Source organism: Streptomyces sp. NPDC000594, from assembly GCF_040299965.1.
In the GTDB taxonomy this organism is placed as follows: Bacteria; Actinomycetota; Actinomycetes; order Streptomycetales; family Streptomycetaceae; genus Streptomyces.
The window spans coordinates 64418-78787 of sequence record NZ_JBEPCY010000018.1 but is presented as its reverse complement, the minus strand read 5'-3'; the positions used below and the strand labels follow the sequence as shown (position 1 = coordinate 78787).

The 14370-nt window shown below is 73.4% G+C and carries 9 protein-coding genes; 6 read left to right on the top strand and 3 right to left on the bottom strand.

Translation table 11 applies throughout. From position 1 onward, the window contains the following. Positions 1–109 precede the first annotated feature (109 nt). The 6 genes from ABT354_RS23745 to fxsT all read left to right on the top strand — a co-directional run bounded on the left by ABT354_RS23745 (position 110) and on the right by fxsT (position 10114). The gene (locus ABT354_RS23745) at positions 110–1000 is read left to right on the top strand and encodes a S1 family peptidase (RefSeq protein ID WP_502983488.1); all 891 of its coding nucleotides are present in this window, start codon (positions 110–112) and stop codon (positions 998–1000) included. A gap of 329 nt (positions 1001–1329) precedes the next feature. Continuing rightward, positions 1330–1491 carry an FxSxx-COOH-like cyclophane-containing RiPP peptide gene (locus ABT354_RS23740; protein WP_351497046.1) on the top strand — a complete coding sequence of 54 codons (162 nt, stop codon included), beginning with the start codon at positions 1330–1332 and terminating at the stop codon, positions 1489–1491. A gap of 20 nt (positions 1492–1511) precedes the next feature. Next, positions 1512–3842, top strand: coding sequence for a radical SAM/SPASM protein FxsBH, inactivated beta-hydroxylase extension form (fxsBH, locus tag ABT354_RS23735; RefSeq protein ID WP_351497044.1), 2331 nt, complete (start codon positions 1512–1514; stop codon positions 3840–3842). Beyond that, positions 3835–4740 (top strand): AAC(3) family N-acetyltransferase, encoded by a 906-nt coding sequence (locus ABT354_RS23730; protein ID WP_502983483.1) that lies wholly within the window; start codon positions 3835–3837, stop codon positions 4738–4740. The genes fxsBH and ABT354_RS23730 overlap by 8 nt, the downstream gene beginning before the upstream one ends. A gap of 111 nt (positions 4741–4851) precedes the next feature. Beyond that, positions 4852–6183: a TIR-like protein FxsC gene (locus tag ABT354_RS23725; RefSeq protein WP_351497042.1), complete on the top strand. Its 1332-nt coding sequence runs from the start codon at positions 4852–4854 to the stop codon at positions 6181–6183. Then, entirely contained in the window at positions 6167–10114 is a 3948-nt protein-coding gene (gene fxsT, locus ABT354_RS23720) for an FxSxx-COOH system tetratricopeptide repeat protein (RefSeq protein ID WP_351497040.1), read from the top strand. The genes ABT354_RS23725 and fxsT overlap by 17 nt, the downstream gene beginning before the upstream one ends. A gap of 114 nt (positions 10115–10228) precedes the next feature. Here the strand turns inward: fxsT and ABT354_RS23715 are convergent, their stop codons facing one another. The 3 genes from ABT354_RS23715 to ABT354_RS23705 all read right to left on the bottom strand — a co-directional run bounded on the left by ABT354_RS23715 (position 10229) and on the right by ABT354_RS23705 (position 13645). Next, positions 10229–11083, bottom strand: a complete 855-nt coding sequence (locus ABT354_RS23715) for an alpha/beta fold hydrolase (RefSeq protein ID WP_351497128.1) — start codon at positions 11081–11083, stop codon at positions 10229–10231. A gap of 223 nt (positions 11084–11306) precedes the next feature. Further along, positions 11307–12422 carry an ABC-2 transporter permease gene (locus ABT354_RS23710; RefSeq protein ID WP_351497038.1) on the bottom strand — a complete coding sequence of 372 codons (1116 nt, stop codon included), beginning with the start codon at positions 12420–12422 and terminating at the stop codon, positions 11307–11309. A 203-nt stretch (positions 12423–12625) separates the two neighbouring features. Beyond that, on the bottom strand, positions 12626–13645 hold the full coding sequence (locus ABT354_RS23705; RefSeq protein WP_351497036.1) for a lytic polysaccharide monooxygenase auxiliary activity family 9 protein: 1020 nt from the start codon (positions 13643–13645) through the stop codon (positions 12626–12628). Positions 13646–14370: the final 725 nt, after the last annotated feature.

The window sequence follows — 14370 nt, the reverse complement described above, 5'->3', positions numbered from 1 at the left end:
GGAGGAGAACCACGTGAGGACCGAGCCCACCGCCCCCTTACGCACCCCCGCCCCCACCGCTTCCGCCGCTTCCGTTCGCCCGGTCTCCGGCCGGGCCACCGGCCGGTCCATCACAGCGCGATGGATACGGGCCGCCGCGGCCCTGACCGGTCTGGTCACCGCCGCGGTCCTGACCGCCCCCGCCGCCGTGGCCGCCCCCGCCGAATCCACCGCGCCCCCCGGGTCCGTCACCCCCGGTGTCCTCGCCGCCGTCGGTGACGCCGTGGGCGCCGCCGATGTGGCGGGCACCGCCTGGTACACCGATACCGCCGCCCGCCAGGTGGTCGTCACCGCCGACTCCACCGTGGACACCGCCGGGCTCACCCGGCTGAGAGCCGCGGCCGACGGCCTCCCGGGCGCCCTGCGGATCGAGCGCACCTCCGGCACCCTCGGCGCACTCGTCAGCGGCGGCGACCGCATCTACCGGCCCGGCGGCTCCTGCACCGCCGGCTTCAACGTCCGCAACACCTCCGGCACGTACTACATCCTCACCGCCGGGCACTGCACCACCACACCGGCCACCTGGTACGTCGACGGCGGGCTCACCGTGCCGATCGGCCCGGTGGCGGGCGGCACCTTCCCCGGGCAGGACTTCGGACTCATCCGCTACGACAACCCGGCCGTGCCCCGGCCCGGAACCGTCGGCACGGTGGACATCACGGGGGCGGCCAACCCCAGTATCGGGTTGCGGGTCTCCAAGCGCGGTGCCACCACCGGAGTCACCAACGGCACCGTCCTCGGGCTGAACGCCACGGTCAACTACGGCGGAGGGAACATCGTCTACGGTCTCATCCAGACCAATATCTGCGCCCAGCCGGGCGACAGCGGCGCCCCCCTCTACTCCGGTACGACGGCCCTGGGCATCCTCTCCGGCGGCAGCGGCAACTGTGTCTCCGGCGGGGTGAGCTTCTACCAGCGGGTGGTTCCGGTCCTCAGCCAGTACGGCGTCTCCGTCTACTGACCGGCCCACCCGCCGCCCTGCCGATCCGCCCGTGCGCACCCGCCCCGGCCGCCCCGGCGGCCGGGGTCCGGCGGCCCCGGAGTACCGCTCCCCGCTCCCCTCTGTCGTGTGTCCGCGCCCTTTCACTCTTTGGACGGAATTCCGCCCGCCGCGCTCACCCGCCACCCCGTCAGGTCCCGGCCTGCGCAAATACCGGGAATACCGGAGGCGGGCCGGATGCATTGTCCGCGGGCCGCCCCGGCGGGAGTGGGCCGAAGAGTAAAGTCGTGCCGCCACCGTCGCCCCGACGCGTGGCGAACTGCATGGGAAACACACACAAGGACGGCCCCATGAACACCCCCGACACCACTCCCGTCACCCCTGCCGAGAACAGCCGTGTCCCGCTCGGACTGCTCGATGTGAGCACCGGTGAAGCGGCCGAGAAGCTGGCCCGTGTCCTCCCCGTCAACCGTGAGAGCCGACGCGTCTCGACGTTCAACTCCGCTCTCTAGTCTGCCTCTAGACTGACGGAATGAAAGGACCCCTGGTCCCATTCCGTGAGATCGTTCTGAAAGTCCACAGCAGATGCGATCTCGCATGCGACCACTGCTATATCTACGAGCACGCCGACCACAGTTGGCGTAACCGTCCCCGGGCCATCACCGACGAGGCCATCACCTGGACCGCTCTGCGACTGGCCGAGCATGCCAAGCGTCATGACCTGCCCTCCGTGTCGGTGATCCTGCACGGAGGGGAGCCACTGCTGGCCGGGACCGCCCGGCTGCGGCGGGTCTGCGAGGAGCTGACCGCCGCCCTCGACGGCGTGGCCGCGCTCGATCTGCGGATCCACACCAACGGCCTCCAGCTCGGCCCGCGCCATCTCGAACTCTTCGACGCCTACGGGGTCCGGGTCGGGGTCTCCCTCGACGGGGACCGCGCCGCCAACGACCGGCACCGGCGCTTCGCCGACGGCCGCACCAGCCACCCCCTCGTGCTGCGGGCCGTCTCCCTCCTCCGCCAGGAGCGGTGGCGCCATCTCTACCTCGGGCTGCTCTGTACCGTCGACATCGCCAACGACCCCGTCGCGGTGTACGACGCCCTCGCCGCGCTGGAGCCCCCGCGCATCGACTTCCTGCTGCCCCACGCCACCTGGGACACCCCGCCCGAGCGGCCCGGCGGCGCGGCCACCGCCTACGCCGACTGGCTGCTCACCGTCTACGACCGCTGGGACCGGCAGGGCCGGCCCGTCCCCGTACGGCTCTTCGCCTCGGTCCTCTCCACCCTCGCGGGCGGCCCCAGCCTCACCGAGTCGCTGGGCCTCGCCCCCACCGATCTGGTGGTCGTGGAGACCGACGGCACCCTGGAGCAGGTCGACTCCCTCAAGAGCGCCTACGACGGCGCCGCCGCCACCGGGTTCGATGTCTTCCGCCACTCCTTCGACACGGTCGCCGCCCACCCCGGGGTACGGGCCCGGCAGCGCGGACTCGACGGGGTCAGCGCCGACTGCCGCCGCTGTCCGGTGGTCCTCTCCTGCGGCGGCGGCCTCTACACCCACCGCTACGGCGCCGCCCATGGCTTCGACCGGCCCTCCGTCTACTGCGCCGATCTGGAGGCGCTGATCCGGGGCGTCGAGCGGCGGGCCGCCCCCGGGCTCGTCCCCGCCGCCGTCACCGATCCCGGGGCGCTCCGGGACGACCACCGGGAGCTGACCCGGACCCTGCTCGCCCTGCTCCACCGGGAGCTGACGGGGCGGGGCGGGGCCGACGCCCGGTGGGAGCGGGCCTGGGGGCTCGCCCTCGCCCTGGACACCGACGGCGGGCCGCTCGATCTGCTCTGCGGCCACCCGTACACCCACACCTGGCTCAGGGACACCCTCACCGCCCTCACGGATCCCGGGGCGGGCACCGAAGCCCCCGGGGTACCCGATCCGGTGGGGGCGCCGGCCGGTGTCCTCGCCGCGCACCTCGCCGCCGCCCTGATCCGGGCCGGCGACCCCACCCCCGTCCCGGTGCCCTACCGCGACGGCGTGCTCCGGCTGCCCGCGCTCGGGCGGCTGCGCCTGGGCGCCGCCGGGGCGCCCGACGGGCGGGGAACGGCCCGGGTGTGCGCCCGCGACGGGGGCTTTTCGGTCACCGTGGACGGGGCCCCGCCCCGCCGGGTGGTGCTCACCGCCGAGGGCGACGGCTGGGAGCCCGTCCGGGTGATCGGCGGCCGGGCCGGGGTCCCGGCGCTCCGGCTCGACGATCTCGACCCCCACCGGGACTGTTTCGCCTCCCCGGCCCGCCCCCGGCTCACCGCCGCCGAGGCGGAGCAGTGGGACGCCCGGCTCACCGCCGCCTGGGCGCTGCTGGCCCGCGCCGCCCCCGGGGCGGCCGCCGAGGCCGCCGGGATGTTCACCACCCTCACCCCACTGGCACCCCCCGCCCCCGGGGAGCCGGTCCTCTTTGGCCAAAGGTCCGCGCGTGGCGGCGCCCGGCGCGGGCACGGTTATGGAGCACTGGGGATCGCGCTCCCCGACACCCCCGGTGAGCTGGCCGCCCTGCTCCTGCGCGGAGTGGGGCTGGCCCGGCTGGACGCGTTGCTCGATGTGTGCGACCTGTACGCCCGGGACGGCCGGTGGCGCTATCCGGCCCCCTGGGAGGAGGCGGAGGTCCCGGTGTCCGAACTGCTGGCGGGCGCGGTGGAGCGGGCGGCGGTCGCCCCCCTGCTCCCGCACGCAGGAGCCGAGGCCGAAGCGGCCCTCGCCGCCCTCGACCACGCCCCCGAACTCTCCGTCGCCGGGCGCCGCCTGGTGCGTACCCTCCGCGCCGGACTGACGGCCCGTACCCCCGCCCGTACCCCCGCCCCCCGCGGACATGGCTGACCCGGGGCCGCCCGCCGGGCGCGGACCGGGGAGAACGGCGGCACCGGCGTCGGCCCGCCCGCCCGCCGGCCCCTGCCCGGCCGTCCCCAGGGGCGGCATCCGGACAGCGGGAAGCACGGCGACCGACGGTACGCGCGACCGCGCACGCCTGGCCCGCGCCCTGCGCGCCCTCGGGGTCGAGCCGGGCATGATCCTGCTGGTGCACGCCTCCCTGCACGGCACCGGAGTACGTTCGGACACCCTCCGCGACGCCCTCCTGGAGGCGCTGGGCCCCGAGGGCACCCTGGTCACCCCGGCCTTCACCGCGGCCAACTCCGACACCTCCGACGCCCATCGCGCCCTGGTGGCCGGACTGACCCCGGCCGAGGTACGGGAGTTCCGCCGGGCCATGCCCCCCTTCGACCCCGCCACCACCCCGAGCCAGGGTGTGGGGCGGCTGGCCGAGGCGATCCGCACCACCCCCGGAGCCGTACGCTCCACCCACCCCCAGACCTCGTTCGCCGCGCTCGGCCGCCGGGCGGCGGAATTGCTCACCGATCATGCCCCCGACTGCCACCTGGGTGAGGAATCCCCCCTGGGCGCGCTCTACCGCGCCGCGGCGCACGTTCTTCTGATCAATGTGGCCTACCAGGTCTGCACCGCATTCCATCTCGCGGAATACCGGATCGGCGCCCCTCTTCGCACCTACCGTTGTGTAGTTCGGAAGCCCGACGGGGGTAAGAAATGGACGGAGTACGAGGACGTCCATCTCGACGACAGCGACTTCGGTGCGATCGGCGCCGCGTTCACCTGGGGAATGGAACGGAAGGGACACCTGGGAGGACGTCAGGCGCTGTTCTTCCCGATGCGGGAAGCCGTTGATCACGCCGTCGGATGGATGACCGAAAAACGGCACTGATACGTCGGACAGCGCGGATCGGGGAGTCCCGGGCTCCAGAATATTGGCAACACCCGCGCTCTCCGGCGACAGGGGTGCGGGTGGCGGGTGTTCACACAGGACGGGGGTCGTGTGTCGGATTCAGCGCGGCGTGCGCCGGACCACCGGCCGTACTTCTTCTTGAGTTATGCCCACACACCGCGGTACGGCGGCGGTGGCCCCGACCCGGACATGTGGGTGGAACGGCTGTTCCGGGATGTCTGCGGCCATGTGATGGCCATGACCGACCTGCCCGCCGGAGCCCCGGCCGGCTTCATGGACCGGGAGATCCGCTCCGGCGAGGGCTGGTCGGAGCGGATCGGTGAGATGCTCGCCACCTGCCGGGTCTTCGTCCCGCTCTACTCCCCCCGCTACTTCGCCAGCGAGATGTGCGGCAAGGAGTGGTACGCCTTCGCCCAGCGGGCCATCTACCACCGCGCCAAGCACAACCGCGCCGCCGAGGCCATCGTCCCCGCCCTGTGGGTGCCCATATCACCGGAACAGCTCCCCGGCCCCGCGGGCCGGCTCCGGCTGGACCACCGGGCCTTCGGCGACCGCTATGCCACCGACGGCCTCTACGGACTCATCAAACTCCGGGTCCTCGCCGAGGAGTACGAGGCCGCCGTCTACGAACTGGCCAAGCGGATCGTCAGTGTCGCCGACACCACCGGGGTCGCCCCCGGCAGCCCCGTCGACTACGGGCTCGCGCCCAGCGCCTTCGGCGGCGCGGCCGGCCCCGGCCCGCGCCCCATGCAGCTGACGATAGCCGCCCCCACCCGGCACGACCTCCCCGAGGGCCGCGCCCCCGACTACTACGGCAAACAGCCCCAGGACTGGAACCCGTACCATCCCGACTCGGCCCGGCCGCTCGCCTATGTCGCCCAGGACCTGGTGCGCTCCCTCGACTACCAGGCCACCCTCTCCTCCTTCGACCACGAGGTGCCGCCCGCCCCCGGGACCCCGCCCACCCGGCCCGAGATCCTGCTGATCGACCGGTGGGCCCTGGAGGACGACGACCGCTGCGCCCGGCTGGCCGCCTTCGACGCCACCCCGCGCCCCTGGGTCGGGGTGGTGGTCGCCTGGAACCGCGAGGACCCGCAGAGCCGGATATCCGAGGCCCAGCTCGTCGAGAAACTGGAACGCACCATGCCGCACCAGCTGAGCCAGGGCCGGGCGGCCTGTCGCGCGGCGGCCCGGGGCGTCCTCAGCATGGAGGCGTTCGGGCAGATCCTGCCCCAGGTCGTGGAGGCCGCGGCGCAGGAGTACCTGCGCCACGCCACCGCCTTCGCGCCCAGCCCGTCCCCCGGGGCCGTCCGCCCCTTACGCGCCCGGCTCACCGGCCCCATGGCCGGCTCCGGGCCCCTCTCCCCGACCGCGCCACGCGGCACCCCCGATGCGGAGGACACGGATGACAGCCAGTCGTGACGGACGCATCGTCACCTTCTACTCGTACAAGGGCGGAACCGGCCGCACCATGGCCCTCGCCAACACCGCCTGGATCCTCGCCGCCAATGGCCAACGGGTCCTCGCTGTCGACTGGGATCTGGAGGCGCCCGGTCTGCACCGCTTCTTCCACCCCTTCCTCGACCCGTCCACCCTCGGCGCCACCACCGGCGTGATCGATCTGATCACCGAGTACGCCTGGGCCGCGATCACCCCCGACACCGGCCGCCGGGACGACTGGCACGTGGACTACGCGCGTATCCAGCCCCACGCGGTCTCCCTGGCACCGGAGAGCCTGGGGTGGCGGTTCCCCGGCGGCGGCACCCTGGACTTCGTCTCGGCGGGCCGGCAGAACCGCGAGTACTCCGCCACCGTCTCCACCTTCGACTGGGACAACTTCTACGACCGGCTGGGCGGCGGGCTCTTCTTCGACGCCCTGCGCGACGACATGAAGGCCCACTACGACTATGTCCTCATCGACAGCCGCACCGGGCTCAGCGACATCGCCGACATCTGCACCGTCCATCTGCCGGACATCCTGGTCGACTGCTTCACCCTCAGCGACCAGTCGATCGACGGCGCCGCCGCCGTCGCCCGCCAGATCGACGAGCGCTACGGCGGGCGCGGCATCCGGATCTACCCGGTCCCCATGCGCATCGACGAGGGCGAGAAGGAGAAGGCGGACGCCGGACGGGCGCTGGCCCGGGTCAAGTTCGACCGCTTCCCCACCGGGCTCACCGGCGACGAGCTGACCTCCTACTGGGGCGCGGTCGAGATCCCGTACCGCCCCTACTACGCGTACGAGGAGACACTCGCCACCTTCGGCGACGAGACCGGGCTCACCAACTCCCTGCTCTCCGCCTTCGAACGGCTCACCGCCGTCGTCACCGAGCAGCGGATCACCGCCATGCCCCCCGTCGCGGACGAGATCAGGCTGCGGATCAAGGACGCCTTCACCCGGCGCAGGCCCGCCCTCCCCGCCGATCTGTCCCTCAGCTATGTCGCCGAGAACCGCATGTGGGCGGATTGGATCGAGTCCCTGCTCACCCAGGCCGGCTTCCGGGTCGTCCCCCGCGATGTCTCCACCGGGCCCGAACCCGGCTCCTCCGACGACCACCCCGGGCAGAACGCCTCCCGGAGCGTGGTCCTGCTCTCCGCCGCCTACCTCAAGTCGCCCCGGGCGGTGGAGGTGTGGCAGCGGGCCCTCGCCGAGGACGCCGGCGGGACCCGTAACCACCTGCTGCCCATCCGGGTCGGCGATGTCCGGCTCACCACGCCCTATATCGACCGCAACCCCGTCGACCTCTTCCGGCTGGACGAGGTGCAGGCCACCGGCGCCCTGCTGCGCGCGCTGGACCGGCCCGTCCAGCTCGGCGACCCCGGCCGGCCGCCCGGTCCGCGCTTCCCCGGAACCGTGCCCACCATCTGGAACGCGCCGCCCCGCAACCCCGGCTTCACCGGGCGCTCCACCGCCCTGGAGCAGATGCGCGACCGGCTCGGCGGCGGGATGTCGGTGGCCGCCGTACTGCCCCAGCCGCAGACCCTCTACGGACTGGGCGGCGTCGGCAAGACCCAGGTCGCCATCGAGTACGTGCACCGCTTCATGGCCGACTACGACCTGGTGTGGTGGATCTCCGCCGAACAGCCCGACGATGTGATCTCCGGTCTCGCCGAACTCGCCGCGCGCCTCGGCGCCCAGGGCGGCGAGGACATGGCCGCCGCCTCCCAGGAGGCCATCGATCTGCTGCGGCGCGGGGTGCCGCACGCCCGCTGGCTGCTGGTCTTCGACAACGCCGACGACCCCGAGCAGCTGAAGCGGTTCTTCCCGCCCCAGGGGCCCGGCCATATCCTGGTCACCTCCCGCAACCAGACCTGGTCCCAGTACGGGGACGCCCTCGCCATCGATGTCTTCACCCGCGAGGAGTCCGTCGAGCACCTCCAGCGGCGGGCCCGCGGACTGACCACCGCCGACGCCGATCAGGTCGCCACCGCCGTCGGCGATCTGCCGCTCGCGGTCGAACAGGCGGCGGCCTGGATCGCCGAGACCGCCACCCCCGTCGCCGAGTACCTCGACCGGCTGCGCGAGCAGGCCACCAGCGTCCTGGCGCTCAACCAGCCCGCCGGCTACCCCGAGCCGGTCGCCGCCACCTGGAATGTCTCCATCGAGAAGCTGAAGGAGCGGTCACCGGCGGCGGTGCGCCTCCTCCAGCTCTGTGCCTTCTTCGCGCCCGAGCCGATCTCCGCCAATCTCCTCTACAGCAAGGAGATGATCGACGCCCTCAAGCCCTATGACGCGTCGCTCCAGGAGAAGCTGGTCCTCGGCCGGGTGATCCGGGAGATCGGACGGTTCGCCCTCGCCAAGGTCGACCAGGTCAACAACAGCATCCAGGTGCACCGGCTGGTCCAGGCGGTGATCCGGGCCCAGCTCAGCGAGAAGGAGCAGCGGGACGCCCGGCACGCCGTCCACCGGGTGCTCGCCGGGGCCCGCCCCGACGACGACGAACCCATCGACAACCCCGCCACCTGGGACCGCTTCGCCACCATCTGGCCGCATCTGGCGACCTCGGAGGCGCACAGCTGCACCGAGCCGGAGACCCGCCGGCTCCTCATCGACCGGGTGCGCTATCTGTGGAAGCGCGGCGACTGGGCCACCGCCCGGGGCATCGCCGACGAGGTGCGCGAGACCTGGCGCACCAGGCTGGGCACCGATGACCTCCAGTACCTCTACCTCTGCTTCCACATCTCCAACCTCTACCGCTCCGAGGGCCGGTACAAGGAGGCCAGGGCGCTGGACGAGGAGACCCTCCAGCGTCAGCGGCGGGTGCTGGGCCCGACCCATCCGCACACGTACATGACCACCAGCGGACTGGCGATGGACCTGGGCACGCTGGGCCAGTACGGCAGGGCGATGGAGCTGGCCCGGGAGGCCCATGACGGCTTCAGCCAGATCTTCCACGAGTCCCATCCGCGCACCCTGGCCGCCGCCAACAATCTGGCGCTCAATCTGCGGATGGTGGGCCAGTACGCGCGCGCCCGCGAGATCGACCAGGATGTCTTCGACCGCCGTACCGAGGTGCTGGGCCCGGACCATCCGTACACCCTCTCCTCCGCCGGATCGCTCGCCCGCGATCTGCGGGAGGTGGGGCGGTACGAGGACTCCGTCGTCCTGCTGAGCCGCAGCTACGAGCTGTACAAACAGCAGCTGGGGCGGACCTTCCCAGGGACCCTGGCGGCGGCCAAGAGCCTGGCGGTCTCGCTGCGCCGGGCCGGGCGTCTGGAGGACGCCCGGCGGCTCACCACCGCGACCCGCAACCGGTACCGCTCCCGGTACAGCTCCACCAATCCGGACTCCCTCGCCTGTGATCTCAATCTGGCGGCGGACCTCTTCGCGGCGGGGGAGGCGGTCGCCGCGCGGGATCTGGCGCAGGAGGTCGTGGACCAGTACACGCTGGTGCCGGGGGACCGGCACCCGTACACCCTGGCGGCCATCAACAACCTCGGCATCTACCAGTGGGGGTGCGGGGACCCGGAGGCGGCCGAGCGGCTGCTGGTGACGGTGGGCACCCTGATGCGGGAGGTGCTGGGGGAGGGGCACCCCCACTACCTCTACAGCACCATCAACCTCGCCAACGCCAAGGCCGATCGGGGGGCGGTGGAGGAGGTGCTGGAGATCGAGCAGCGCTCGGTGGCCCGGCTCCGGGAGGTGCTGGGGCGGCACCACCCCGAGGTGCTGGGGGTCGCCTCCAATATGGCGGTCACCCTCGGGCGGCTGGGGCGCACGGCGGAGGCGGCGCGGCTGCGCACGGAGACCGTGGAGGAGCTGGCCCGCCAGGTCGGCGAGGAGCACGCGCTGACCCGGCTGGCCCGGGAGGAGCGCAGGGTCCACCGGGATCTGGAACCGCTGGCGGTGTGAGGCACCGGTCCGGCGGGGCCTCCCGCCGGACCTCGGTCCCCCTTCGGTCCACCCGTCCTCCGGTCCACCTGCCGGGCGGCTCACCCGGCGGGTGGCTGGAGCGTGCCGGGCGGCTCACCCGTCCAGCAGCCAGGTCAGTGCCCGGGGCAGCGCGTGCAGCGCGTCGAAGTGCGCCGCCCTCGGTTCCAGTACGGCGGTCGCCCCCGGGATCCGCTCGGCGAGCCAGCGCGAGTGCCCCACCGGGGAGAAGACGTCCTTCTCGCCGTGCCAGAGCATCACGGGCGGGGTGATGTCCGCCGGGTCGAACCCCCAGGGGCCGCAGAACGCCAGGGCGTCGTCGATCCAGCCGTACGCCGAGGTGCGCAGCGCCTCCTGGTAGTTGCGGAGGAGCATGCTCCGTACCCCCGCGTCCTGCACCACCATCCGATCCGATTCGGTCAGCTCCTTGCGCAGATCATTAAGGAGTCTGATCGGATCCTTGCGGATCTGGGCGGAGCGGATGATGAACCGCTCGGTGAGGACCTCCGGATGGTCCGAGGCGAAGGTGTACTCCAGGACATTGGAGGCCGCCATGCCCTCGAACCAGTCCAGCCCGGCCGCGTCCCGGGGCGCCAGGGTGACCAGCGCCGCGGCCCGGGTGACCCGCTCCGGCAGCAGCGCCGCGCAGGCCAGCGCGTGCGGCGCCCCGCCGGAGCGGCCCACCACCGCGAACCGTTCGAGCCCCAGCTCGTCCGCGATGTCCCGGACATCCTGGGCGACATCCGCGACACTGCGCCCGGGGAGCCGGTCCGATCCGCCGTAACCGGGCCGGTCATAGGTGATCAGCTGGGTGCGCCGCTGGTAGAGCACCATCCCGCGCGGCGCCGGGCCCAGCCGGGACCCGGGGGTGCCGTGCAGCAGGAAGACCGGCCTGCCCCGGGGATCGCCCAGCCGCTCCACCATCAGCTGCCGGCCGTCGGACGTACGCATCTGTTGTCGCACGGCCTGCCCCCTTGGCTCGCTGCCGGTCGGGACCGTGTGGGTCTCTGACAATGTCCCACCCCCTGCTCCCCGGTGTCGGCCGCGCCGGCCGGCCGGGCTGTCCTACGGGCTGTGGGGTCCGTCCGACGGACCCTAAACGGGGATTACCGCCGAAAGGGCGTACCTATGCGGTCGGAGGGCGGCCGAACCTCCCAGGACCGGAGTTCGGCCATCACCCGGGGATGCCCGGCCCGGAAGCGGTCGGGGCCGGGGCGGGCGCCGGGCGCTTGTGGGCGCACACCAGGGTGACCAGGGTGCCGCCGGCCGCCCAGGCGGCCAGCACCAGGAGTGAGCCGCCCAGGGCCCGCTCCTGGAAGTAGCTGATCGAACGGGCCGCGAAGGTGCCCGCGCCGGGCGGCAGCGCCGGGCCGATCGCCGACCAGAAGGGCGGCAGCATCGGCCAGGGGTAGGCGCCGCCCGCGCTGGGGTTGCCGAGGACGACCACCACCAGGATGGCCAGCCCGATCCCCACGATGCCCAGCAGCCCCTGAAGGGCGAGGGTGAGCACCCCGACGGTGAACACCAGCAGGGTGCCCAGGCCCCACAGCGGTGCGATCCCGCCCGGCAGCGCGTCCAGGACCGGCCCGGCGATCACCGCGCCGAGCAGCCCGGCGGCGATCGAGTACAGCAGCAGCGCGCCGAGCCGGATGAGCGCCCGGTGGACATTGGCGGGCCGGGCCCCGGCGCTGATGGCGAGGATCGCGGCACAGAGATAGCCGCCCACGCACCAGCCGATGACCAGATAGAAGGAGGAGAGCCCGCGGGCGTCCCCGGGGGCGTTGGGGACGATGTCGGTCACCTCCAGCGAGCGGCCCCGGGACTGCTCGGCGGAGCCGACGACCCCGCCGAGGGCGTCCGCGAGCGAGGCGCCCGACGCACCCGCGACCAGCAGCCGGTCGGTGGTGGTCCCGGGGTCGAGGATCAGCGCCCCGTCGATCTCCCGGTTCTGGATCTGCCGCCGTGCCGAGGCCTCGTCCGCCACCACCCGGGGCGCCAGCGGATCACCGGGGAGCGCCGCCAGCTCCCGTACGGTGTCCCGCGCGAGCCGGTCGGAGGGGGCCACCACGGCGAGCGGGACCTCACGGGGTTCGGGTGCGTGGAAGGCGCCGATGTACGAGGTGACAAAGGCGAGCTGGAGCGCGAGCACCCCGATCACCAGGACCGCCGCCCGCAGCGTCACCGCGTCCCTGACCTCGGCGAGAAAGCCGTTCGGTGTGCCGCCCGGGGTCCGGGCGCCCCAGGCCCCGGCCTGCGACGGTTCCCCGGGGCCCTCCGATGTCCGCTTCATGGCCCCACGCTCCTGGGCGTGCGGCGCCCGCGCAGGCGGTACGCGGCCGAATGGCTGACGCCGCCCCGGGATGGCGTGGGATGGACCCGGGGCGGCGTCAGAGTCATGGGCCGGCCGGTCGGACCGGCCGGGTGGAGCGGGGTCCCGGGCCGGGCACCCGTCCGTGGTGGGCGGACGGGCACCCGGCGGCTCCGGGGGACGGGTCAGCGCGCGGCGCGGCCCGTGGCCCGGCGGCGGGCGGCACCGAACATCCCGGCCGCGCCCAGCGCGAGCGCGGCGGCACCGCCGATGGCGATGTACGTGGTGCTGCTGGAGCCACCGGTCTCCGCCAGGTTCTCGCCCTGGGTCGCCAGCTCGGTCGTCCCGGCGTTCTGGGTCTCGGGGGCGTTGCCGCCGTCCTGCGCGGCCTTCGCGTCGCCACCGGAGACCGCGGAGGTCTGCTGGGCGACATGGGCGGCGTTCGCCTTCTTCTCGGCCGGGGTGTCACCGCCCTTGCCGCCGTGGTCCACCGAGGAGTTCGTGGTGGCCTGCTTGATCTCGTTCTCGGTCGGGGCCTTGGCGGCCGGGGCCGGGGTGGTGCCCGCGGTGCTCTTGCCGAAGACCACGTCGGAGCAGGTGTAGAAGGCCTCGGGGGAGTCCGAGCGCTGGAGGATCGAGTAGATCAGGTGGCGGCCGGTGCGCTTGGGCACCTTGCCCTCGAAGACATAGGAGCCGTTCACCAGCCGGGGGTTGGTGACCTTGGCGAAGGGCTGCGCCCCCAGGTCCGACCACTTCAGCGCCTTGGTGGGCTTGTAGCCGGCCTTGGTGATGTACAGCTCCAGCGTGCCCAGGTGGGGGGCGGTGGCCCGCCAGCGGAAGGTGTTGTTGCCCGCCTTCATGGGGCTGGACGGCCAGTCGGCGCGGGGCGCGTTCAGGCCCTGGTACTTGGCCCGGTTCGCGCTGCACAGCTTGCCGTCGGGGATGATCTGGCGGTGCCGCCCCGCGGCTTCGCCGATGTTGACCTCGTTCCAGTCGTACAGCGGCTGGGTGCCGCCGGCCGCGACCAGCGCCTTGCATGCCGCGGAGTCCGGGCTTTCGGGTCCCTCGGCGAAGCACGCCGTGATCCGGCTGACCGGGTCCTGCATCGACCCGTGCGCGGCGGCGGGAGTGACGCTCAGGGTGGTCAGCGCGAGCGGCGCGATACCCAGGACAGCGGCCACGGCCACCTTGCGACGAGCGGTCATTGACGATCTCCTCAGTGGGACATTGGGGGGCCCGGGGCCGTCCGGACACCGGTGGACGCGACTCGGTCCACCACGGGTGCTTGTTCGAACCGGCCCCGGTGAGCAGCAAGTTAGCCGTTCGGGAGGGCCGAATCGCCCCGTTGGGCGGCTGTCGGGGGATCCTTATCCTTGCTTTAAGGAAGAACTAAGCGGCGGCTGAGGAAGGGCCCTTCGGGTCCGGCGGGACACCGCCCCGCCCGGTGCTTCCGGCCTGCTCACCGGGTGTGCGCGCAGGGTGGCGCGGGGGCCCGCGGGGTGAACGCCCAGGGCGCGGGGGTGACGCCCCGGGCGGGTGTCCGGGGTGTTCGCGACGGCAATTCCGGCCGGGAGAACAGGGCCCTGGACCGCCGGGTGGCCCGGTGGGCGGTCGTTGGGCGGTCAACCAAGGGGGCGGAAGCCGCTCGCCCGTCCGGATGAACCGCCCCGGCGCGCTCCCCGAGGGGCCCGCCGGGCCGCCCCGGACGGACCGGGGCACGGCGGTGCGGGCGGGTTCCGCGACCCTGTCCCGCCGGGCGGCCGGCCGGGCGCGGCGCGCTGCGGGAGGGGGTGCCCGGCGGGGGTGGACCGGGCCCCGGCCGACCCCTCCCGCTCCGGCGGACCGGGCCGGACGGCCATCGCCTCCGACGGGTCCGGGCCACCGTCCGCCGGCCGGCCGGGGGGGCGCCCCGGGCGGCCCGTTCCCGCCC

Bases quoted from the DNA above. Each gene is read 5' to 3' on its own strand.
- ABT354_RS23730 (WP_502983483.1), top strand. From the start codon at position 3,835: ATGGCTGACCCGGGGCCGCCCGCCGGGCGCGGACCGGGGAGAACGGCG.
- ABT354_RS23715 (WP_351497128.1), bottom strand. From the start codon at position 11,083: ATGCGTACGTCCGACGGCCGGCAGCTGATGGTGGAGCGGCTGGGCGAT.
- ABT354_RS23710 (WP_351497038.1), bottom strand. From the start codon at position 12,422: ATGAAGCGGACATCGGAGGGCCCCGGGGAACCGTCGCAGGCCGGGGCC.
- fxsT (WP_351497040.1), top strand. From the start codon at position 6,167: ATGACAGCCAGTCGTGACGGACGCATCGTCACCTTCTACTCGTACAAG.
- ABT354_RS23740 (WP_351497046.1), top strand. From the start codon at position 1,330: ATGAACACCCCCGACACCACTCCCGTCACCCCTGCCGAGAACAGCCGT.
- ABT354_RS23705 (WP_351497036.1), bottom strand. From the start codon at position 13,645: ATGACCGCTCGTCGCAAGGTGGCCGTGGCCGCTGTCCTGGGTATCGCG.
- fxsBH (WP_351497044.1), top strand. From the start codon at position 1,512: ATGAAAGGACCCCTGGTCCCATTCCGTGAGATCGTTCTGAAAGTCCAC.